We start from the raw sequence: 21,245 nt of genomic DNA on the forward strand, positions 1-21,245 counted from the left end.
TTTAAAGCGGGATGCGCTTTCCGAATGGCGTTCCAAGCGGAAACCGTGTCCCGGAATACAGCCTCAGAGTGGGACGCCGTTTCCGGCTGAGACCACCTGCCTGGACATCGATCTACGCCCGCTCCTGCAGGGCGTAGATGGACTTATCCATGTTGAACAGGTAAGCCACAACGCAGACAATAATGAACATCGGCAAGTTACCAAAGCCGAAGACTTCGCAGCCAATAAGGATGGGTGCGAGCAGCGTATTGGTGGCGCTGCCAAAGACGGCTGCGTAGCCCAGTGAGGCGCAGAGCTCGACGGGCATGCCGAGAATCCCGGCGAGTACGACACCCAGGCTGGCTCCGATGGAGAACAACGGCGTCACCTCGCCACCCTGATATCCTGCGGCAAGCGTGGTAATGGTGAGTGCGAATTTGAGTGCCCAGTCCCAAGGTATGATGGCGACCTTGCCGTCACCGTCGAGCGCCGCGGATATCAGATTGGTGCCAAGCCCGCAGTATCGACCCTGCCATAGTGCGAACAGAATCGCCGATAACGCGATGCCCATAACGGCGATGCGTGCATAGGGGTTGGGGAACAGCCGCGCCGCAAGTGTTTTGGCATGTGCAAGGCACCAGGCAAAGGCGCCGCCCACCATACCAAACGCGATGCCCAACAGTGCCAGCCGTCCAAGACCGGGGAGGTCGAGCGCATACGAGGCGGTAACGGCGACCTCGAACTTCTCGAGCCCCAGGGCGCCGGAGGTCATGCTTGCGGCAAGTGAAGCCGTAAGCGCGGGGAGCAACGCGCGGTATTCCATGCGTCCGGCGACCAGCACTTCGATAGCAAAGACCGTAGCAGCGAGCGGCGTTCGAAAGAGTCCGGCAAAGCCAGCGGCCATACCAATGAGCAAAAACGTGTTGCCGGGGTTTCGGAAAGGTAGACGCCTGCCGATCCAGTGCGAGACGGTTGCACCAATCTGCACGGCCACGCCCTCGCGCCCCGCACTGCCGCCAAAGAGGTGCGTCCCCCACGTGCTCAACATAATGAGCGGCACCAAACGCGGGGAGATGGCATCCTCGCGTCCGTGACCTACGTCAAATACCAGGCTCATGCCCCGATCGGTGCCTTTGCCCCAGGTGCGGTAGGCAAATACGATGGCCAAGCCCATGAGGGCGAGGAAGGGAAGGAGCAGTGCGATGTGTTCGTCGCGGAAGGCGCCGATTGCCAGAAGCACGCGTCCAAAGAGTGCGCAGATGGCGCCAACGATGATGCCGATAGGGATTCCGACGGCACCCATAAGCACGAGGCCGCTATAGGTGTTGAGCAAGCGTTTGATTCTGCTCGATGCGTTGCTTTCCGACATTTTGCTTTCCGACACTTGCTCTCTTGATAGAAAAAGAGCTGGAGTTGCGCATCGTTGAGAGGCTTTCCAGCTTTAGCAAAACAAACTTATAAGATGCGACGGGCCGCGTCAAGATAATTGCTTGACAGCCTAGGAGGCGGCTGGTTGGCTGGCTTAGAACCTAGCGCGTGAAATGACGCTCCACGCTATTCAGCGCGCTTGATAGGATGACGAACCACGGTCTTAAGTTTCTCCGGCGCACACTTGCGTGGATCGGAGAGATAGATTTCGTGATGTAAACGGGTATCTGAGAAGTCGGGGACATAGCCCTGCTCGGTCGCATATTCATGCATGGCGTCTACGGTTGCCGGCTCGCTGTCGTAGGGTCCGGTATGCATGCATTGAACGCAGAGACCCTCGTCAACTTTAAGCAGCTCGACGGCAGAAAAGTCCAGTTTCTTTTTGGCCGTGGCTTCCGCGACCGCCCAGTCAAAGTCATCCTGAGTGACGAAATCGGGCAGGCGGATGCACGAGATAAAGTTGAAATCGTCCTTGCGTACATAATCGATGTCGCCGCTCGGGGAGTCTTGCCACCAGAAGCCCTCGAGCGGCGGTACCACAAAGTCGAAATAGCCCTCGATACTCCTGAGCCTTTCTTTGACATCTTGACGGTATAGGCGATGCCGTAAAGCAGCGGCAGGGCATTTTGATACTCGCCACCTTCGGTATTTGGGTCGCCCTTTCCGCGAACGGCAACGTAGCTCATAGGCGGGGCAGTTATGATACTCGGCTTGCTTGCAGGTCTGTAGAGCTCCTTGCATTCCTTCTTAAAGTCGAACGCCATGTTGGCCGCCTTTCTGCGTATTGGCCTGCTTAGATAGCGGAATCATATCATAGAAACGAACAGTTGTTCGAATGATTTGGCTGACAGATTGAGATGCGTGCGTTGTGTTTGGCGGTCGGCCTGACCCCATCGATGATTTCTCTGCCTCCCCGGCGCCTCATCTATAGCTGCCGTTTCCCCATATAGAACCTGCCAAAATAAACCCGTCCCTTTTTAGTCGGTGCGAAATGGGTAATACTAAAGAGTTATCCGACCAGATGGGAACCGATCGATGGCTTATATCGAATTCAAAGACGTCATCAAGGCATACGGCGAGGGCGACGCCCGCATTCACGCACTCGACGGCGCGAGCTTTACGGTCGAGCGCGGCGAGCTCGCCATCATTCTGGGTGCTTCGGGTGCCGGCAAGACCACGGCGCTCAACATTCTGGGCGGCATGGATACGGCGACCTCCGGCACCGTGACGGTGGACGGGCGCGACGTGAGCTCCGCCAACGAGGCTCAGCTCGTGGAATACCGCCGCGCCGATGTCGGCTTTGTCTTCCAGTTCTACAATCTGGTCCCCAACCTGACGGCGCTCGAAAATGTTGAGCTTGCGGCGCAAATCTGCCCCGATTCGCTCGATGCCGAGCAAACGCTTTGCCAGGTTGGCTTGGGTGAGCGCCTCGCCAACTTCCCCGCGCAGCTTTCGGGCGGCGAGCAGCAGCGCGTGTCCATTGCCCGCGCGCTGGCAAAGAACCCCAAGCTGCTTTTGTGCGACGAGCCCACGGGCGCACTTGACTATAAAACCGGCAAGCAGATCTTGCAGCTGCTGCAGGACACTTGCCGCAAGCAGGGCATTACGGTCATCATCATCACCCACAACTCCGCGCTGGCGCCCATGGCCGATCGTCTGATCCGCTTTAGGAGCGGCCGCGTGGAGAGCGAGACGGTCCAGCAAAATCCCGTGCCTATCGAGACGATCGAGTGGTAGCGCCCATGGACCAAGATCGCCAAAACAGCCTACGCCACGACGCGCAGAATACGGAGCGCGAGCAGGATTTTACGACCTACCGTACCGCTCAAAGCTCAAACGATATGGTGCCGACGGTTTTTCGCCGCGGCATCTACCGCACAATCCGAGGCAGTCTTAAGCGCTTTTTGTCCATCGTGGTCATCACCGCGCTCGGCGTGAGCGTGATGTGCGGCCTTAAGGCGGGCTGCGAGGACCTGCGCGATTCGGTCGACGCCTATTTTGACCAGCAGAATGTCTATGACATTAACGTGCAGTCGACCTATGGCCTTACGCGCGACGATCTCGCGGCCATCCAAGAGGTCGACGGCGTCGAGACGGCCGAGGGTATCTACACCGAGACCGCCTACACCGCCGTGGGCACAACGCGCGAGCGCGTGGTCGTGCAGAGTCTCTCCAAGGAGAACATCGATCAGCCGGTGCTGGTGAGCGGCGATTTGCCCGAGAGCGCCGATGAGGTTGCGGTGACTTCGAAGTTCCTGAAGGCTTCGGGCAAAAAGCTCGGCGATACGGTGAGTTTTGCCGCCAATGACGCAAGTTCATCGAACCAAAGCGCCAAGGATCAGTTTGCCGCGGGCGATTACACCATTACGGCCGAGGTCCTCGATCCCACTGATGTGAGCTCCGACTCGACAGTCAACGCCTTTCGCGCTGCTTCGGCGGCGGACTATAAGTTCTATGTGAGCGAGGACGCCGCGACATCTTCTTCCTACTCCGCGGTCCACGTGATCGTCGAGGGAGCCAAGAGTCTCAACTCCTATTCGGATGCCTACGCGGCAAAGATCAATGAGGTCAAGGGCAATATCGAGAAAATCCGTGAGGAGCGTGAGAAGGCGCGTGCTCAGGAGCTGATGGTCGACACGCCGGCAAGCTTGGATACGGCCGAGCGCGAGGCGAATATGCTCTTTGGGATTGAACAGGGCAACATCAATCGCATGGCCGAGGGCAGCGAGGAGCGCGTCCAGGCTCAGGCCGAGTTGGACCAGCGCCGCGCCGCCGCTGACCAGCATTTTGCCGATGCCCGCGCCGAGCTTTCCGATCTGGGCGAATGCTCCTGGTACATCCAGGACCGCGGTAACATCGCAAGCTACTCGAGCGTCGAGAGCGACAGTTCTTCGATCGAGGCCATCGCCACGGTGTTCCCATTTATCTTCTTTGTCGTCGCTGTGCTCATCAGCCTCACCACCGCCACGCGCATGGTTGAGGAGGAGCGTACACTTATTGGCCTGTACAAGGCGCTCGGCTATTCACGTGGGCGTATCCTGTCCAAATACGTGGACTACTCGCTGTGGGCGTGTCTGATCGGCGGCGTGCTTGGCAACATCATCGGATTTGTGGGCCTGCCGCTGTTCCTGTTTACGGTGTTCGACGACATGTACTCGCTGCCCCAGATGCTGCTTTCGTACGATATCGTGTCGTCGCTCGTGTCGGTAGCGCTGTTTGCCGTGGGCGTGGTGGGCGCCACGATTATCGCCTGCCGCCACGAGATGGCCGAGACGCCGGCTTCGCTCATGCGTCCCAAGGCGCCGCGTGCCGGCTCACGCATTCTGCTCGAGCGTATCGGATTTATCTGGCGCCGCATGGGCTTCTTAAACAAGGTGGCGGCGCGTAACCTGTTCCGCTACAAAAAGCGCGCCTTTATGACCATCTTCGGTATCGCCGGCTGCACAGCGCTCGTGATCTGCGGTATGGGCATCCGTGACACGTCGGTGGCGCTTTCGCCCAAACAGTACGGGCATATCACGCGCTACGACCTGCTGGCGGTCGCCAATCCCGACGATTTTTCGCAGACGTGCGCGGCATTGGATGAGCGCAGCGCGGCCAATGATTCCAACGTGACCGTGACCTCAACCCTGCCGATTATGACCGACAACGTCACCTTTACGTTTGGTGGCAAGAGCGAGACTGTGCAGCTCATCGTGATTCCCGACGACCGCACGGGTGACTTGGGCGATTACGTGCGCCTGGAGGATGAGTCCAAAGAACCGCTGTCTTTGCGTGACGGAGACGTGTATCTGAGCAAAAGTTCACAGCTGGTACTGGGGATTCAGCCGGGCGATACGGCGCACGTCCAGGATTCGTCGCTCAATGTTGCCAAGGTCAAAGTCAGTGACATTTCGCTCAACTATCTGGGCAACACGCTTTACATGACGCAGGGCACCTATGAGCGCGCGTTCGGTCGAAGCGCGCGCCTTAACGGCGTCTTTGTGCTGCTTAAGGGCTCGTCGGCCGATCAGATTGCGTTTAGCAAGAAGCTTAAGAGCGACGGTTGGCTCACCATCTCGAGCACGGCTGAACATTGGCAGAACTTCGAGGCGAACTTCACTATCATCAATTCCGTCGTGGTGCTCGTGACCTTTATGGCGGCGTGCCTATCGTTTGTGGTGGTGTTTACGCTGTCCAACACGAATATCTCCGAGCGCGAGCGCGAGCTGGCGACCATCAAGGTGCTGGGCTTCCGCCGTGGCGAGGTGCACCACTACGTCAACAAGGAGACGTTGATCCTCACGGCGATCGGCGCTGCGCTGGGCGTGCCGCTGGGCGGCTTGCTGGCCGAGAGCTTTACCTACATTTTGCAGATGCCGTCGCTGTACTTTGACGTCGAGGTCGAGCCACTGAGCTACGTGCTCGCCGTGCTGCTGGCCTTTGGCTTTACGTTTATCGTCAACCTCGCCACCAACCGAACGCTCAACAAGATCGACATGGTCGGCGCCCTCAAGAGCGCCGAGTAGCCTGCCAAAAAGGGACAGGTTTATTTTGGCAGGTTTTATCTGGGCAAACGCCGGGCAGCCTATAGGTGGCCCGGCGTTTGCCCCGTTTTGCTGGGGATGTTTGTCGTTCGGTGCTCTTACTGGCCAATCCAGTGTTGCGCATAGCTCTTAATGTCCTCGGTAAAACCGTCAAGGTCGTCAAGGGTGATCACGCTGTCGATAAGCAAATTGGCTATCTCGCGGTGCATTGTGCTGCGGCGAATGTCGTTTGCAATTACGCCTGAGGACAGCTTGTCTCTATTGAGGCTCTCTTCTAGTGCCCAAAATCTACTGGACGCTTCGCTGTCGCCATTCAGTATCTCAACGTACTGGCCGATGAGCTTTTCCATATAACGTTCTTGCCATTGAGGAAGCGTTTTCTTAAACAGCTTCCAGTCGCTTTCGGCTACGTCGCGCATATGTCCTCCGCTCGTCAAACGGGCTTTTCATTTGCCTTTTATTCTATTTGCTTTTCGCTCTCAGGCGTGGATGAGAGGCTCTCTTTAGCCTTCGAGATAGGGCTTGAATGGGTCGTATGCCACAAAATGGGCCTATCTACTATGTTTAATTGGATACCCTCAACCATGCCGGGAAAACAAAAAACAAAACCGCAGGTAGAAGGCCTGTCGATTTTCGAAAAGGCGGTCATGGTTGGCCCCATCGAGTTAAACGTAGTAGATGGCCCCATTTCGTGGCGGACCATCAAACGAACGCCGATGCTTGTGCTGTAGCCGCTCCGATCATACGTAAGTTGCGGTGGAATAGTTCCTAGATTCAGCCATTTGCGGGCTAAGCAGGAACTATTTCACCGCAACTGAATTTCAGGCCAGGCACCCGCAGCAAGAAGACGAATAGCCTCGGCGAGTGTGTAAACGAAGGGCCCTCCGCCCCCGCCCGACGATTTCGATTGGCGACCTTTGACGGAGTCAAGGGAGGAGCCATATCGAAATACGTCGGGCGGGGTCGGAGGGCCCGATGGGATGGATTTCGGCCGAGGCTATTCGTCGCCGAAGCTGATGCCCAACGCCTTGGCCTCACGCACCAGATCGCTCTGGGGGTCGACATACTTGAGCTTGCCGGCGACATCCTCGAGCGGCATGTGGCACATCTTGCCGTCGCGCAGAGCAATCATGTAGCCAAACTCGCCGCGTAGGCAGCCGAGTGCCGCCTCGACGCCGCACTGGGTCGCAAAGATGCGGTCCTGGGCGTCGGGCTGGCCGCCGCGCTGCGTGTGGCCGGGGATGGCGACGCGGGTCTCGCGACCGGTCTTGGTCTCAATCTCCTTGGCGATGTCGTAGACAATCGACGGGCTCGTGCGCTCGGCGAGCTTCTTCTTGTACTCTTTCTTGGACAGAGCCGCGTCCTCCTTGGAGATAGCGCCCTCGGCGACGGCCACGATGGTAAAGCGGCTGCCGGTCTCCATGCGATGTTCGATGGTCTTGATGACGTTGTCCATGTCGTAGGGGATCTCGGGAATCAGGATGACGTCCGCGCCGCCCGCGACGCCGGCGTACAGCGGAATCCAGCCGACCTTGTGGCCCATGATCTCGATAACGAACACGCGGCCGTGACTCGAGGCAGTGGTGTGGATGTCGTCGATGCACTTGGTGGCGACGTCGATGGCGCTCGTAAAGCCAAACGTCAGCTCGGTGCCCCAGGTGTCGTTATCGATGGTCTTGGGCAGGGCGATAACGTTGAGGCCCTCTTCGCGCAGGCGGTTGGCGGTCTTGGTGGAGCCGTTACCGCCCAGCATAAACAGACAGTCGAGCTGCAGCTTATGATAGGTGTGGACCATCGCCGGCACCTTCTCGACACCATCGGCCTCGGGGGTATCCAGACGCTTGAACGGTGTGCGGCTCGTGCCCAGGATGGTGCCGCCGCGGGTGAGGATACCGCTAAAATCGGCGGGCGTCATGACGCGGAACCTGCTGTAGATAAGGCCCTGGTAGCCGTCCTCAAAACCGTAGATCTCGATAGGTTCTTCGCTATTGGTCATAAGCGTTTTGACGATGCCGCGCATGGTGGCGTTGAGCGCCTGGCAGTCGCCGCCACTAGTAAGAAGACCGATCCTAAGCATGGTGAATCCTTCCGGGCAAGTTATAACATGCGCATAAGTTTACCCCCGTACACTGTTGATACGGGGGTAAAACGTGTTAGCTCAAGCGTATAGAAATGTAAACAACGTCAGGCGAGCGTAAGGTCGACGGGCCTGGCTCCTTACAGCGCAAAGGCGTCGATGTCGCCCCAGTGGCGGCGCAGCGTGATGGCGGCAGCGGGCTCGGTGTTGTCGAAGACGACCGACCACTGCGTGTTGCTGGTGATGTCTTCCGGATTGGGCTCTTGCGCCGCAGCGCGTAGGGCCTTCCAAGCGACTGCCTCGTCTTGGGCACCGACATGGGCGTCAAGGACATCGGCGATTGCGACGGCGCGCTCCTTACCATGGCCCAGCTCGCCATTCTTTTGGTTGGGCAGCACTTCGTCGCCATAGCAGGCGTAGAAGTTCGTAACCTGGCGTACGGGCGTCGCCTTGCATGCACGGTCGGGATCGCGCGGATCCCACTCCACCACCCGCGCGTCACCGGCGGCGTCGTTGATAAAGAAGTGGTAATCGCGTCCTGCCATGGCGTGCATGTCGTAGGCGGAAAGCAGGTCGACAGCCTCCTGCGTGGTGGCCGCGCGGTCGAGCACCAGGCGGATGGCGAGCGAAGTGTTGATGACGGGGCGCTGCGTGTCCTGGTCACAGGGTTTGGAATCCAGGGTGAGCACGGCAATGGACACGCCGCATTCGTTGACGCCGTCGAGCTGGGCAAACGGGCCCATGAGTGCGGCGGCACGTCCGGCGACGGAGTCAAGCGGAGTGTTGGCGCCCAGGTTATTGAGGGCGGCAAAGCCGATGGAGGCATAGCCGCCGCGCGGGTGGTTGCGCACCAGCAGCGCCGAGGTGTCGTCCTTAAAGTCGTAATTGCGACCGGTGCGCACGCGGCCTTCGACATCTACGGCGACAAAAGCGCTGCAGGCAAACTGGGGCGCCTGGACATGTGCCGGCACGCCGGGCAACACCTGCGCCACTACGGCATCGATGTAGGCCTGGTCGTCGCGCACGCCAGCGGCGATGATGCAGTCGAGGTCGTAGTCGTAAGCAATGTCGATTGCGTACAGGTCATAGCCATCCGCGTAGCCGGTCAAGCGTTTGACCGACGCGACGGACTTGACTTGCTTGCGGTAAACGATGCCGGTGGCAGCGGCAAGGCCGACGGCGGCTCCCGCGACACCGCAGGCGATGGCAATGTTACGTGGCTTCATGACGGCTCCTCTCGTCCTGTTAGCGCAATTGTCGCAAAAGGAGCACGGGCATGATGGCTCAACTTGGTGAGTGGCGCGGAATTAAGCACGGAATGAAGAGTGCGGCGCTGGCGTGGCGGGGTATGCTGGAGGGGACCATCAACCCAGCGAAAGGGGAGAGCATGACGGATCAGGAAACGCCCGAGCGCGCGCACGTGACGGCCGACGATATCGAGGCCGCCAACGACCTTATCGACTTTATCGAGGCATGCCCCAGCATGTTCCATACGGCGGCGACCATTATGGCCGAGCTCGACGAGGCGGGCTTTACCTACCTGCCCGAGAACGCGGCGTGGGACATCGAGCCGGGCGGGCGTTATTACACGCAGCGCAACACCTCGAGCGTTGTTGCCTTTAAGGTGGGCGAGGACCTGGCCGCGACGTGGGGCGAGGACGGCGTTGCCGGCGACTACCATTTTCAGCTGACGGCGTCGCACAGTGACTCGCCGACGTTTAAGGTCAAGGCTGTGCCCGAGCTTGACGGCGCGGGCGAGACGCTGCGCCTGAACACCGAGGCATACGGCGGCATGATCGACTACACCTGGTTCGACCGCCCGCTGGCGCTCGCGGGCCGCGTACTGGTGCGCGAAGGCGAGCGTATTGAGAGCCGCCTGCTTGCCACCGAGCGCGAGGTTGCCATTATTCCGAGCCTTGCCATCCATATGAACCGTGGCGTTAACGAGGGCTTTGCGCCCAACCGCGCCGTCGACCTGTGCCCGCTCATCAGCGCCGGTGATCTTAAGCAGGGCGACTTTGATGCTCTGATCGCCGACGAGTTGGACGTTGAGCCCGAGCAGATTCTGGGTCGCGATCTGTTCCTGGTCAATCGTCAGGATGCGCGCATTTGGGGCTGGGCCGACGAGTTTATCTCGACGCCCAAGCTCGACGACCTGGCCTGCGCCTATACCTCGCTGCAGGCATTTTTGGGTGCTGAGAACGCGCGCGATATCTCGGTCTTCTGCTGCTTTGATAACGAGGAGGTTGGCTCCGAGACCAAGCAGGGCGCCATGTCGACGTTCTTGGCCGACGCGCTGCGCCGCATTAACGGCTCGCTGGGCTTTGACGACGAGTCGTATCATCGCGCCCTTGCCGCATCGATGCTCGTGAGCTGTGACAACGCGCATGCCGTGCACCCCAACCACGCCGAGAAGTGCGATGCGCGCAACCAGGTTGTGCTCAACGGCGGCATCGTCATCAAGGAAGCCGCCAACCAGCACTACTGCACCGATGCCTTTAGCCGTGCAGTGTTCCAGGCTATTTGCGATGACGCCGACGTGCCCACGCAGGCCTTCGCCAATAAGAGCGATATGGCGGGCGGTTCCACCCTCGGCAACCTGTCCAATATGCAGGCGAGCATGCATGCCGTGGACGTGGGCCTGCCGCAGCTGGCCATGCACTCAAGCTACGAGACCGGCGGCGTACGCGACGTAATGTACGCCATCCGCGCCCTCACCGCCTTCTACGAGCGCGACCTAACTATCAACGGCGCCGAAAGCGTGGAACTCTAAAATCTGTCAAAAAGGGACAGGTTCACTTTGGCAGGTTTTATCTGGGAAAATGCCGCAATGCCAACAGCTGGACAGAATTGTTATGACACCGCAGGTTGAGCAAACGTCAGCGAGCGATGTCCAGAGCGAACAAGTTGGCATGAAAAAGGTAAGGCATAGACCTTCTGGTCATGCCTTACCTTTTGAATGGCAAATTGTCGCTCTGGGCGGCGCGCAGCGTCGACCGGTCCGCCGTTCGTTAGAACGGCGGAACCCTAATGCTCGATCCAGCAGCGAAGCGTCTCGCTGGCCTGCAGGTGACGCAGGTTCTCCGCGGCGATGTCGACCACGTTGTTGAGGGTGGCGGCCAGATGGAACCAGCCGGAGACGTGCGGCGTGATGAGCATGTTGGGCGCATCCCATAGCGGGCTTGTCTCAGGCAGCGGCTCGGAATCGGTGACGTCGACCGCGGCGCCGGCAAGATGTCCCGACTCCAGGACGGCAACCAAGTCGTCGGCGACCACAAGATCGCCGCGGCCGCCGTTGGCAAAGAACGCGCCCGGCTTCATCGCGGCGAAGAACTCGGCGTTCGCCAGGCCGCGGGTCTCGGGTGTGCTGGGCATAAAGGATGCAACGACGTCGGCCTCGGCCAGGCGCTCGGGCAGGGCGTCCATGCCGTCCATGTCCTCAAACACGATGGGGTAGACGAGCGGATGACGCTTGATACCGCGGACGTGCGCGCCCATGCTGCGGCAGAGCGTGGCAAAGTGGCCGCCGATATCGCCCGCGCCCAGCACCAGCACGTTGGCGTTTTTGAGCGAGGTGACCGGACCTAAATCCTCCCAGCGATGCTTGCGCTGCAAGTCGTGATAGCCGGGCAGGCGCTTGATCATGGAAAGGACCATGGCAAACATGTGCTCGCTCACGGCCTGGCCATAGGCACCCACCGAGCAGGAAAGCTTAGCGTCGGCTGGCACGGTGCCGGCGGCCAAGTAATCGTCATAGCCGGCGGTCTGTAATTGCAACAGCTGGAGATGCTCGCATGCCGTGAGCATGCCAGGGTCGATGTTGCCCAAGATCACGTCCGCATCGGCGACCTGCTTGCGCGTGGCGGCGTCGGGGCTCGTGTAGATAAAGTCCTCGCCCGGAGCGCTCGACTCAAGAATTGCGCGATGGCGGTCATTGACGGGCAGCAAAACCAGAATGTTCACAAGCAGTCCTCTCCGCTCAACCTACCAAAAAGGGACAGGTTTATTTTGGCAGGTTTTATCAGGCAAAACGTTCAAACAAAAACGCCGGATGCAAGACGAGCGTGCCCGTCAGCATCCGGCGCATCCACAGCTACCAGCTCAGCAGCTCGTAACCATCCTCGGTCACCACGAGCTGTACCTCGCACTGGGCCGAATCGCTGCCGTCCTTGGTGCGCACGCACCAACCATCGCCCTTGCTAATCTTGATGTCGGGCGCTCCGGCATTGACCATAGGCTCGATGGTAAAGACCATGCCCGGAGCCATGATGGTGTCCACATCGGGCGCCTCGGTGGTAAAGCCCACAAACGGGTCCTCGTGGAACTCCTTACCGATGCCGTGTCCGCCGTACTCGCGCACCACGCTAAAACCGGCGTCCTCGACCGTCTTTTGCACGGCCTCGGCCATGACGGAGAGCGGCAGCCATGGCTTGACGGCTGCCAGACCCGCCTCCACGCTGGCGCGGGTGACGTCGACCAGGCGCTGGCGCTCGGCCGAGACTTCGCCGATGCAGAACATACGGCTCGAGTCGCTAAAGTAGCCGTCCAAGATCGTGGAGCAGTCCACGTTGATAATGTCGCCCTCGTGCAGCACGTCCGTATCGCAGGGGATACCGTGGCAGACCACGTCGTTGATCGAGGTGCACACGCTCTTGGGATAGCCCTCGTAGTTGAGGTCGGCCGGCGTGCCACCGTGCTCGACGGTGTAGTCGTAGATCATCTGGTCGATCTGGTTGGTGGTCATGCCCGCGGCGATGTGCTCGCCTACGTAGTCGAGCACGCCCACGTTGATGGCGGCGGAGCGCTTGATGCCCTCGATATCGGCGGGCGTCTTGTAGAGCGTGCGGGGCAGAACCTCCCAGCCCTCCTCCCACAGGCGTTCGAGGCGCTCGTCGAAGGCGCTGTGGCATTTCTTGTATTTTTTGCCGCTGCCGCACCAGCAAGCGTCGTTGCGGCCCGGCACGGGTCCTTTGTCAAACATGGCTAACTTCCTTTCATTCGCAGCTAGTATAGCCCACCCACGTGTCCAAAAAAGTTGCGGTGATATAGTTCCGATTTAAGCGGTTTAACAGCACAAATAGGAACTATATCACCGCAACTGATGGAGCGGGATGGCTGACACTAGCTGCTGCGTGGTTTTGCTAGTAACTCACCTGGCAGGGAATGCCGAGGGCTTGGACGCGCGCGGCAATGGCGTCGAGCACCTCGGGCGCTGCTTTGGCAAGGCCGGCGACTGGTGTCTCGCGCGCGACCGTATAGATGGTCGCCTCCTGCGGACGAATGCGCTCAAGCGCCGCGAGCCAGGGGGCAACATACTCCTCGCCGGTATTGTCGATGAGCTTGCCCTGATACTCGCCGGTCAAAAAGATTGTCTGGATAATAACGTGACCGTCAAAGCTTGCGAACGTCTCGATCTGGTGCTCGATGTTGTAGGGGCCAACAGGCTGGTCGAGCAGCTGGATAAACGCCGGGTCGACGGTATCGAGCTTAAGAATGTTGTCGTCGACCATCATGAGCGCGTCGTGCACCTCGGGGCGGTCGGCGCGTGTGCCGTTGGAGAGCACGGCGATCTTGGAGCTTGGGGCGAGCTCGTCGCGCAGCGCGACGGCGCCGGCGATGGCCTGTGGAAACTCCGGTGCGGCGGTGGGCTCGCCGTTGCCTGCGAAGGTGATTACATCGGGGAGCTCGCCCTCGGCTGCCATCTCGCGCAGCTTTGCCTCGAGCGCGTCGAGTACCACGGCAGCTGTGTTGTACGGCTCATGGCAGGGGCGCTCGGCGTTGAGGCCGTTCTCGCAGTAAATGCAGTCGAACGTGCAGATTTTGCCGCTGGTCGGCATCATGTTGACGCCGAGCGAGAGACCAAGGCGACGGCTGCGAACGGGCCCAAAGATGGGGCTGGCATTCAAAAACGTAGACATAGGCATATGCTCCTCAAGACAATTGTGCCTAAGCATAGCATCGGCTCCAAAGCAAGGTGCGGGCTCTTGCTTTACAAGTTTCGTTTTTTCACGTCGCTCATGATGCCGTGCCATGAAAAGCTTCGGGTCGGGTACAGTTAATCTGTTAACAAGGCGTAAGGCAATGCGGGTCCATCCAACCGCACTGACGTGCAACTGGATGAGCATTGATGACGGGGGTACAACATGGATTTTACGGTCGAGAATGCGGGCACCACGATTGCCTGTCGCGAATATGCCGGCCCGGATGTGTCGCCTGATACTCCTGCCTTGGTGTGCGTGCACGGCGCTTGTGTCGACGGCACATTTTTCGACAGCATCGCTTGTGAGCTCAGTCGCAACTACCGCGTAATTGCCTACGACCGCCGCGGCTGTGGTGGCAGCAGCGATGCGGCAGACGGCAGCTATGATCTTGCCGCTCAGGCCGCCGACCTGCAAGCCGTGATCGAACACGTTGGCGCTCCGACAAATGTGCTTGCGCACAGCGCCGGTACGTTGGTGGCGTTGGAGCTTCTTCGTACCGAACCCCACCTCGTCGCCCGTGCGATTCTGCATGAGCCGGCTGTGTCGGCCGAAGGCGTCGGCATGGGCGCAGCTCCGGTTTTGCTCGATATGATTGCGGCTGGGAAGGTTTCAAGGGCGCTCCGGCTTTTCTTGGGAGCCCTCGGCGACTTGGACCCCGAGGCTCCTGGAACGACCGAAGCAGAAGCCAAGCATGCCCTGCGCAACGGCCGCAGTTTCATGGCAAACGAATACGGGATTACTATGACCTGCGTTCCCGATTGGGATAGCGTTCGCGCGTCAAAAACGGTGGCCGCCGCGCTCCTGGGCGAGCTCTCGATTGGCACGCCCCGCGAGGCTGGCACGCGAGCGGCTGCCAAATATCTCGATTGCCCCCTCGTAACGATTCCCGGGGCGCACAACGGCCTGCGCGATCGTCCGGCAGCGGCTGCCCAGACTGTCCGTGGCATCCTGGGGTTCTAGCACCCGCAATAGCCAAAGCAGGCTCCATCCGCAAACGTTTCGGCCGTGTTAACAAATGTGCTCAAAACCTCACGTCTGCGACTTCAATCGCGCCGCCTGCCAACTCATAAAACTGTAACAGCATTCACGTACTTACCTGCATCGACAAGGTGTTACCCTTGTAGCATTTGGAACCCACCGCTACCATGCGAAACTATCGAAAGGGCCCCATATGCTCAATAATCACGAGGTCAATCTAACCGACGAGGAGGCTGCCGCCGAGGTCGCCCGCGTCGCGAAGACCTACCCCGTGGTGCGTTTGCTGTCGGCCGATCAGATTAAGAGCGAGCCTAACTGCCTGCTCGCCGGCGATCGCTGCCCTTGTCTGCGTCAGTCGAGTCTTGAGGCCTTGGCAGATTCGGGTGAGGTGTCGGAGCAGCTGCTCAATGATGGTATTGAGTACCGCGCCCGTCTGCGCCCTCTGAAGGTCGAGGGCGAGCCTCACGTCTTGCTGATGGTGCGTCCGATCGATGAGCAAGAGGCCGCAGAAGAGGACCTTGTCTACACCGACGTGCTGACGAGTGTGCGCAATCGCCGATATTACGAGGAAAAGCTCCGAAGCGCCCGCATGAATGCCGGCGTTGCGATGATCGACCTTGATGATTTTAGGGTCTTCAACGATACATGTGGCCGTCATGCCGGCGACCTTGCGCTCGGTGCTGTGGCGACAGCCATACGCAGCGGAATTCGTTCGACTGACGAGCTTGTGCGCTATGGCTGCGACAAGTTTGTGGTTGTCATGCCCAATATTCCCTCCGATGACTTCACCCGTCGCCTGCATCAGGTGTCCGATGCCGTTCGTTCCACGATTATTCCGGGCCATGAGTACGTGAGCTTGACGGCATGTGTTGGTGGCGTTCGCATTCATGGCGAGACGGTCGATGAGGGCGTTGGCCGCGCTGCCCAGTTATTGAGCCGCGCTAAGGCAAAAGCCGGTACGGTCGTGACCGATGCCGATTCCATCGAGGCCTTCCAAAGCGAAAAGCCCTCGGTGCTTATTATCGATGACTCCGAGATGAACCGAGCCATTCTCAGCGAGATGCTCAAGGACGAGTATTGCATCCTCGAGGCCGATAACGGTCGTATAGCGCTCGACATGGTCGACCGCTATGGCGATGAGTTGTCGCTCGTGATGCTGGACATTGTCATGCCGGGCATAAGCGGCTTTGAGGTGCTGGCCGATCTGTCGCGCCGAACGGGTATCGACAATCTGCCTGTCATCATGATTTCGAGCGAAGATTCCGATGATATGGTTCTGCGCGCGTACGAGCTGGGCGCCTCGGACTATATCAACCGCCCGTTTGACTCCCGTATCGTGCGCCGCCGCGTAAGCAACACCATCCGCCTGTACGCCAAACAGCGCCGCCTGACGAGCCTGCTGTCCCAGCAGTACAACGAGCGCGTCAAGAACAGTCGCATGCTCATCGACATCATGGCCGGCGTCATGGAGCTTCGCAACGGCGAGAGCGGCAGGCACGTTACGAACATCGAGAAGCTGACCGAGCTGCTGCTTGGCTGTCTGGTCCAGCGTAGCGGCACGGTCTCCCTCGACAATGAGGAACGCTCTACGATCGCCTTGGCTTCGGCGCTGCACGATATCGGCAAGATGTCGATTGACGATGCGATTCTCAACAAGCCCGGACGCCTTACGTCCGAGGAGTTCGAGATTATGAAGACGCATACCACGATCGGCGCCGATATGCTGCTTGAGCTGGGTAGCCATCACGCCGGCAATGCGCTTATGGAATATGCGTACCAGATTGCGCGTTGGCATCACGAGCGCTGGGACGGCAAGGGTTATCCCGATGGCCTTAAGGGCGATGAAATTCCCATTGCCGCGCAGGTGGTTTCGGTGGCCGACGTGTACGATGCGCTGACGAGCGTGCGCGTGTACAAGGACGCTATCCCGCACAAGGAGGCGATCCAGATGATCCTGGACGGCAAGTGCGGCACCTTTAACCCGCTGTTGCTCGACTGCCTGCTCGAGGTGCAAGACCGTATTGCCGAGACGTTGGCACGCCCCGCCGACGTTGTCGCGTTTCCCACGATTTAGTTTGACCAAAGGAGTTTTAATCCATGATTTCCATGCGTGAGGCGTATGAGAAGATCGGCGCTAATTATGATGACGCGTGCGCTCGGCTGATGGGCGAGGAAATGCTTGCCCGCTTTGCCCTCAAGTTTTTGGATGACGAGAGCATGGACAAGCTGGAGGCCGCCATGGCGGCAGGAGACGCCGAAGGTGCGTTTATGGCAGCGCACACGCTCAAGGGCGTGAGCCAGAACCTGGGATTCGATAATCTGTACGAGCCGGCGGTCGTGGTGACCGAAGCGCTGCGCGGCGCCGATGCCGTTGACGGCGCTCGCGAGGGAATGCACGCGCTGCAGCAGCAATATGCGGCTACGATGTCGGCCCTGCGCGAGGTGGCCGAGTAAGAGGCTGTGAGCCTTGATGGCTATGAGAGTGGATAATCTCCCGTTTTAGGCCTGGTGGCGGCCTCAAAGTGGGAGATTATCCACTCTCGTTCGATACGTGTCCAAAAATCCACTCTCACCCCTTCTGATTAGTGAATGGGCTATGCGCACTGGCGGGGCTTTCCGCATGCAATCCATATCGTTGTTCGATAAACTATTCGGATAACGATAGATTCGATGAGGGTGAGTGTATGTCCAACAGCGTTCAGCGTATGGCCAAGGCGGGCGAGACTGTAAGGAAGCTTGGCTTTTGCATGGCGGTCGTTTTTGCGGGAATGCTCGTCGCTTTTGCCGCGTTGGTTGTTTACGTGATCTGGTGTGCGGTTGCAAACGTTGTTTCTGTCGATTCTTTCGGTGTTGTGACGCTTCTCAATGGCGGGTGCATCGTTATCCCAAGCGGACTGTGCATGGCGCTTGTCATGGGTATTTCGCTTGTCGTTTTGTGCGGAATCAGCCGTGACATTTCGCGGGGCGTATCGCCCTTTACCAGGGCGCATGTGCGGCTTATCCGTGTTCTCGCGTTTGCCTTTGCTGTTAACGCCGCGGTTTCGCTTGTTGGTGCCTATGGATCGGTCAATCTCACCATTGGCGGCCTGGAGCTTTGCGTCGTGCCCCATTCCTTCGTTATCGCGATTTGCCAGGGCGTTGCCTTTGACGCGGGGTCGCTTATCGGCGCGGCTGTTTGTTTGTTTGTCTCGGTGATCTGGAGCTATGCCTCGCTGCTCCAAGAGCAGTCTGACGAGCTTGTGTAGGAGGAAACATGAGCTATCTCATCATCGAGCTTGAGACGCAGCTGCTTAAGACCGGAAAGACCAGCGCTGATCTGATTCGTGCCACGGGGCATACTCCGGCTAATATTTCTAAGCTAAGAAACGGAAAAATAAAGGCTATTCGCCTTAAGACGCTTCTCGATATCTGCGATGAACTTGATTGTCAACCGGGAGATATTATTCAGCGCGTGAGTGAGAAAGAGCTTGAGGAGCTTATTGTCGAACGCGCAAAAAATGTCGTGAGGCAGATGCGGGATGGCGGAGGCAACGAGGCGTCACTTCCGACATCAGTCTTCGCTGTCGATTTGAGCGACGAGTAGCATAAAGCGAACAACTATAACGAAATATCAGTGTAGCGGAACCCGTGTCTAACACGGGTTCTTTGTTTATTAATTATCTTGACAAATATAAGTTATCGGCAAACAATAACATCAAGAACGAACGATAAGAGAAAGGAGGAACGATATGAGCTGGATTGTCAAACCGAGTTATGTGGACCCCGGTGGTGGGTGTAACGGTTACTGCAAGAAATTCTGTGGAGCACGCACTTGCGTCAATAACTGCAGCAATAACTACTGTTTAGTTAATCTCTAGCAGTTGCGGCTGCTGCCAGGCGACAGTCTGGCAGCAGCGGTTTTGTTATCAAGCAGAACGGGAGGCCAATGAGCGCATCAGCGATAAAGCTATCAATGGTGTCAAAGCGCTATGGAAAACGGCGTGTGTTGCATGACGTTTCCTTCGAGGTGGATCAGTCTGAGCTTTGCGCCCTTGTTGGTGCAAACGGGGCGGGCAAAAGCACGCTTATTAAAATAGTGCTGGGCCTCTGTGAGCCATCGTCGGGGAGCGTGGAGCTCTTTGGAGGCAAGTCGAAAAAAGAGCTGAGCCTGATGCGGACGCGTGTCGGCTATGTGCCAGATTCCAGCGGAGCATACCAATCCCTCAGTGCGGCTGAAAATCTTCGGATCCGATGTGCGGAATGGGGGCTCGATGAGAAACGTGAGGTTCCTCGCGTCTTGGGCCTAGTCGGGCTGGACGTCGATGAGAAAAAGAGCGTGAGCAGTTTTTCTCTGGGAATGAAACGGCGACTGGATATAGCTACGGCTTTATTGGGCGACACCGACGTACTAATTTTCGATGAGCCGGCAAATGGATTGGATCCGTTGGGCATCGAGAGTATATGGGCCCTTATCGGTCGATTGAATCGAGAGCAGGGTAAGACCATGCTCATCTCTAGTCATGATTTGGATGAGTTGGCATCGGTTGCAACAAGCTGCCTGTTTATTCATGACGGCGAACTGCTAAAAAAGGAATCGATGGACGTCATAAGGGATGAGGCGTCGTCCCTAAAAGAGTATTACAGGCGCTTGATGAAGGCGGTCTCGCTATGAAGCGGGCGATCCATCCCATAAAGGCGGATATGATGCGTTTGCACAGGATATTTCCGGCGCAGTTTGGTCTTGCGCTTATGCTGACGTTCGGCCTTCTCTTCGGCATCTTTCTAAAAAACGGAACAACGTTGCTAGCCTTTGGCTATGGCGTTTGTGGGGAGGATATTGGTTTCCTCTGGAATGCAATCGATCCTTCTGCGCCTGATGAGTCCCTTGCGCGCAGCGCTTTTGCCGGTACATCCCTGTTCGTTCCACTCATCGTTTGTTTGGTGCTTTTACAGGAGCATGGCTATAAAGAGGGGCACCGAATTTCTTCGGCAAGAGGTCTCAACCGCTTTTATGGGGCTCTAGCCCATGCATTTTCGTCTGCTTTAATAATTGGCGCAGCGTATAGCGCGCTTTGCCTTCTTCTTTTTGCAATAGCCATAATACGTGGAGGGCATAACTACTCGCACAACATACTAACTGTATTTTTGCCTGCAATGATAGTCAACGCCGTATTGGTGATATCGGTTGCGCTGGAGACGGTGACTATCTATCGGATAACGGGCAGCGCTGTATTGAGCGGGGCCGTGGTGATAGTTGGATTTGTCATGAGCTTGACGCTCTACGGAGCCTTCCTTCAGGCACCTATACCATCCTTGCGATGGATTTTCCTTCTTCCGGGGCCGTATCTTGGAGTCGGATGTGCCCTTGGGTATAGCGATATGGGCCAGCTGACGCTTCTGGGATATGGCGTGGCAGCCAGCTGTCTATCGGTATTGATTTACGCTCTCGTGAGCTTTCGTGCCGGGGGTGTGTTCAATGGCTCGTCAGATTAAAAGATTCCTCCATTCAGAATGGAAGCATGTGAGCAAATGGGCGTACGCCTTAATCCTGGTAATTTATGCGTGCATGGTGGTATTGCAGCTTAATTCTTTCCCGATGTGGCTCTGTGGCCTCCGTGAGAACAGTTTCTTGGGCTTTTTCCCAGACCCGACGCTTCGGCTATCGGCGGAGGATGCCCTTCTATTTGGTAATGCAGAGGTTTTTCGCGGTCTGCTGTTCAACGTAGCCCCGTTGGCTCATGCATTGTTCTTTCCGTTCATCGCTGCTTGTATTGTGCCGCGCTTTGTCAGTTCGGGCTTTGTCGAGGAGCCGTGGGGGCTGTCAGAGGCTCGGGGAGGGAAGCGGGCGTGCGTTACCGTTGCGCGAGCGGTGCTGTCTTCTTTCGCCCTATTGGGCGCGTTTATCCTGTCAAGTGTCGTTTTGTACTGTCTTAACTGTGCAATCGTTTTGGATGCTCAACAGTATTTCAACCTGAATATATTTTGCGATCGACTTCTTCTGGCGAGTGCCGTCTGCCTTGCATATGTGGTCTCTTGCGTGATCGCTGTTTCCTATTTTGGGGCCGGCTTCGGCCCGATTGGCATGCTGCTGCTTGTCAACGTCGTAGCGATCTACATACAGCTCGGGGCCAATTCCATGCTTCCGCTTCCGGCCTCGATGCTCATGTGGATTTGCGGCGTGACCCCGTTGGAGGATGGTCAATGCACCTCGATTTTAATTGACTGCCTGATTAACGTAGCAAGCGTTCTTGCCATTTGCTTTGCCGTCGACCAATTGCGGTCGAGATTTCTTTGATT

At 58.0% G+C, this 21,245-nt stretch carries 18 protein-coding genes and 1 pseudogene; 11 read left to right on the forward strand and 8 right to left on the reverse strand.

The genetic code is table 11. From position 1 onward, the window contains the following. Positions 1 to 112 precede the first annotated feature (112 nt). Positions 113 to 1,348, reverse strand: coding sequence for a chloride channel protein (locus AAAX32_RS00705; protein ID WP_117766583.1), 1,236 nt, complete (start codon positions 1,346 to 1,348; stop codon positions 113 to 115). 185 nt (positions 1,349 to 1,533) lie between these two features. Then, positions 1,534 to 2,171: pseudogene (locus AAAX32_RS00710) on the reverse strand (GyrI-like domain-containing protein). A gap of 271 nt (positions 2,172 to 2,442) precedes the next feature. Between AAAX32_RS00710 and AAAX32_RS00715 the strand changes: the two are divergent. Then, positions 2,443 to 3,144 carry an ABC transporter ATP-binding protein gene (locus tag AAAX32_RS00715; RefSeq protein WP_117766550.1) on the forward strand — a complete coding sequence of 234 codons (702 nt, stop codon included), beginning with the start codon at positions 2,443 to 2,445 and terminating at the stop codon, positions 3,142 to 3,144. A gap of 5 nt (positions 3,145 to 3,149) precedes the next feature. Then, a complete protein-coding gene (locus AAAX32_RS00720; RefSeq protein WP_233506161.1) occupies positions 3,150 to 5,915 on the forward strand; it encodes an FtsX-like permease family protein in 2,766 nt (921 codons plus the stop codon). A gap of 116 nt (positions 5,916 to 6,031) precedes the next feature. Here AAAX32_RS00720 and AAAX32_RS00725 read toward each other — a convergent pair whose 3' ends face one another. The 3 genes from AAAX32_RS00725 to AAAX32_RS00735 form a co-directional block, all read right to left on the reverse strand. Then, positions 6,032 to 6,352: a multidrug transporter gene (locus tag AAAX32_RS00725; RefSeq protein ID WP_117847970.1), complete on the reverse strand. Its 321-nt coding sequence runs from the start codon at positions 6,350 to 6,352 to the stop codon at positions 6,032 to 6,034. Between the two features lie 578 nt (positions 6,353 to 6,930). Beyond that, positions 6,931 to 8,010, reverse strand: a complete 1,080-nt coding sequence (locus AAAX32_RS00730; protein WP_349099603.1) for an ATP-dependent 6-phosphofructokinase — start codon at positions 8,008 to 8,010, stop codon at positions 6,931 to 6,933. Positions 8,011 to 8,150: 140 nt separating this feature from the next. Further along, complete coding sequence (locus AAAX32_RS00735; protein ID WP_349099604.1) at positions 8,151 to 9,236, reverse strand: carcinine hydrolase/isopenicillin-N N-acyltransferase family protein; 1,086 nt, start codon at positions 9,234 to 9,236, stop codon at positions 8,151 to 8,153. Between the two features lie 161 nt (positions 9,237 to 9,397). Here AAAX32_RS00735 and AAAX32_RS00740 point away from each other — a divergent pair, with 161 nt between their 5' ends. Next, entirely contained in the window at positions 9,398 to 10,783 is a 1,386-nt protein-coding gene (locus AAAX32_RS00740; RefSeq protein WP_349099606.1) for a M18 family aminopeptidase, read from the forward strand. Between the two features lie 254 nt (positions 10,784 to 11,037). Here AAAX32_RS00740 and AAAX32_RS00745 read toward each other — a convergent pair whose 3' ends face one another. The 3 genes from AAAX32_RS00745 to AAAX32_RS00755 form a co-directional block, all read right to left on the reverse strand. Further along, a complete protein-coding gene (locus AAAX32_RS00745; protein ID WP_349099608.1) occupies positions 11,038 to 11,973 on the reverse strand; it encodes a D-2-hydroxyacid dehydrogenase in 936 nt (311 codons plus the stop codon). A gap of 130 nt (positions 11,974 to 12,103) precedes the next feature. Then, entirely contained in the window at positions 12,104 to 12,991 is an 888-nt protein-coding gene (gene map / locus AAAX32_RS00750; RefSeq protein WP_099432155.1) for a type I methionyl aminopeptidase, read from the reverse strand. Positions 12,992 to 13,151: 160 nt separating this feature from the next. Next, a complete protein-coding gene (locus AAAX32_RS00755) occupies positions 13,152 to 13,928 on the reverse strand; it encodes a radical SAM protein (RefSeq protein ID WP_349099610.1) in 777 nt (258 codons plus the stop codon). 225 nt (positions 13,929 to 14,153) lie between these two features. Between AAAX32_RS00755 and AAAX32_RS00760 the strand changes: the two genes are divergently transcribed. The 8 genes from AAAX32_RS00760 to AAAX32_RS00795 all read left to right on the forward strand — a co-directional run bounded on the left by AAAX32_RS00760 (position 14,154) and on the right by AAAX32_RS00795 (position 21,243). Beyond that, on the forward strand, positions 14,154 to 14,951 hold the full coding sequence (locus AAAX32_RS00760; protein ID WP_349099612.1) for an alpha/beta hydrolase: 798 nt from the start codon (positions 14,154 to 14,156) through the stop codon (positions 14,949 to 14,951). A 211-nt stretch (positions 14,952 to 15,162) separates the two neighbouring features. Further along, positions 15,163 to 17,043 carry an HD domain-containing phosphohydrolase gene (locus AAAX32_RS00765; RefSeq protein ID WP_349099614.1) on the forward strand — a complete coding sequence of 627 codons (1,881 nt, stop codon included), beginning with the start codon at positions 15,163 to 15,165 and terminating at the stop codon, positions 17,041 to 17,043. A 23-nt stretch (positions 17,044 to 17,066) separates the two neighbouring features. Beyond that, on the forward strand, positions 17,067 to 17,423 hold the full coding sequence (locus AAAX32_RS00770; RefSeq protein WP_199578285.1) for an Hpt domain-containing protein: 357 nt from the start codon (positions 17,067 to 17,069) through the stop codon (positions 17,421 to 17,423). 230 nt (positions 17,424 to 17,653) lie between these two features. Further along, positions 17,654 to 18,214: a hypothetical protein gene (locus AAAX32_RS00775; RefSeq protein WP_349099616.1), complete on the forward strand. Its 561-nt coding sequence runs from the start codon at positions 17,654 to 17,656 to the stop codon at positions 18,212 to 18,214. A gap of 8 nt (positions 18,215 to 18,222) precedes the next feature. Further along, on the forward strand, positions 18,223 to 18,552 hold the full coding sequence (locus tag AAAX32_RS00780; protein WP_089572320.1) for a helix-turn-helix domain-containing protein: 330 nt from the start codon (positions 18,223 to 18,225) through the stop codon (positions 18,550 to 18,552). Positions 18,553 to 18,894: 342 nt separating this feature from the next. Then, on the forward strand, positions 18,895 to 19,620 hold the full coding sequence (locus tag AAAX32_RS00785) for an ATP-binding cassette domain-containing protein (RefSeq protein WP_349099618.1): 726 nt from the start codon (positions 18,895 to 18,897) through the stop codon (positions 19,618 to 19,620). Further along, positions 19,617 to 20,441 carry a hypothetical protein gene (locus tag AAAX32_RS00790; RefSeq protein ID WP_349099620.1) on the forward strand — a complete coding sequence of 275 codons (825 nt, stop codon included), beginning with the start codon at positions 19,617 to 19,619 and terminating at the stop codon, positions 20,439 to 20,441. The genes AAAX32_RS00785 and AAAX32_RS00790 overlap by 4 nt, the downstream gene beginning before the upstream one ends. Beyond that, positions 20,425 to 21,243 (forward strand): hypothetical protein, encoded by an 819-nt coding sequence (locus tag AAAX32_RS00795; protein ID WP_349099622.1) that lies wholly within the window; start codon positions 20,425 to 20,427, stop codon positions 21,241 to 21,243. Before AAAX32_RS00790 ends, AAAX32_RS00795 begins: the two co-directional genes overlap by 17 nt. The last annotated feature ends 2 nt before the right edge of the window (positions 21,244 to 21,245 follow it).

The sequence above is a fragment of the Collinsella sp. CLA-ER-H3 genome (assembly GCF_040092425.1).
Taxonomy (GTDB): Bacteria; Actinomycetota; Coriobacteriia; order Coriobacteriales; family Coriobacteriaceae; genus Collinsella.

Excerpts from the sequence above, each read along its gene's own strand:
- AAAX32_RS00705 (WP_117766583.1), bottom strand. The coding sequence starts at position 1,348 with ATGTCGGAAAGCAACGCATCGAGCAGAATCAAACGCTTGCTCAACACC.
- AAAX32_RS00715 (WP_117766550.1), top strand. The coding sequence starts at position 2,443 with ATGGCTTATATCGAATTCAAAGACGTCATCAAGGCATACGGCGAGGGC.
- AAAX32_RS00720 (WP_233506161.1), top strand. The coding sequence starts at position 3,150 with ATGGACCAAGATCGCCAAAACAGCCTACGCCACGACGCGCAGAATACG.
- AAAX32_RS00725 (WP_117847970.1), bottom strand. The coding sequence starts at position 6,352 with ATGCGCGACGTAGCCGAAAGCGACTGGAAGCTGTTTAAGAAAACGCTT.
- AAAX32_RS00730 (WP_349099603.1), bottom strand. The coding sequence starts at position 8,010 with ATGCTTAGGATCGGTCTTCTTACTAGTGGCGGCGACTGCCAGGCGCTC.
- AAAX32_RS00735 (WP_349099604.1), bottom strand. The coding sequence starts at position 9,236 with ATGAAGCCACGTAACATTGCCATCGCCTGCGGTGTCGCGGGAGCCGCC.
- AAAX32_RS00740 (WP_349099606.1), top strand. The coding sequence starts at position 9,398 with ATGACGGATCAGGAAACGCCCGAGCGCGCGCACGTGACGGCCGACGAT.
- map (WP_099432155.1), bottom strand. The coding sequence starts at position 12,991 with ATGTTTGACAAAGGACCCGTGCCGGGCCGCAACGACGCTTGCTGGTGC.
- AAAX32_RS00755 (WP_349099610.1), bottom strand. The coding sequence starts at position 13,928 with ATGTCTACGTTTTTGAATGCCAGCCCCATCTTTGGGCCCGTTCGCAGC.
- AAAX32_RS00760 (WP_349099612.1), top strand. The coding sequence starts at position 14,154 with ATGGATTTTACGGTCGAGAATGCGGGCACCACGATTGCCTGTCGCGAA.
- AAAX32_RS00765 (WP_349099614.1), top strand. The coding sequence starts at position 15,163 with ATGCTCAATAATCACGAGGTCAATCTAACCGACGAGGAGGCTGCCGCC.
- AAAX32_RS00770 (WP_199578285.1), top strand. The coding sequence starts at position 17,067 with ATGATTTCCATGCGTGAGGCGTATGAGAAGATCGGCGCTAATTATGAT.
- AAAX32_RS00775 (WP_349099616.1), top strand. The coding sequence starts at position 17,654 with ATGTCCAACAGCGTTCAGCGTATGGCCAAGGCGGGCGAGACTGTAAGG.
- AAAX32_RS00780 (WP_089572320.1), top strand. The coding sequence starts at position 18,223 with ATGAGCTATCTCATCATCGAGCTTGAGACGCAGCTGCTTAAGACCGGA.
- AAAX32_RS00785 (WP_349099618.1), top strand. The coding sequence starts at position 18,895 with ATGAGCGCATCAGCGATAAAGCTATCAATGGTGTCAAAGCGCTATGGA.
- AAAX32_RS00790 (WP_349099620.1), top strand. The coding sequence starts at position 19,617 with ATGAAGCGGGCGATCCATCCCATAAAGGCGGATATGATGCGTTTGCAC.
- AAAX32_RS00795 (WP_349099622.1), top strand. The coding sequence starts at position 20,425 with ATGGCTCGTCAGATTAAAAGATTCCTCCATTCAGAATGGAAGCATGTG.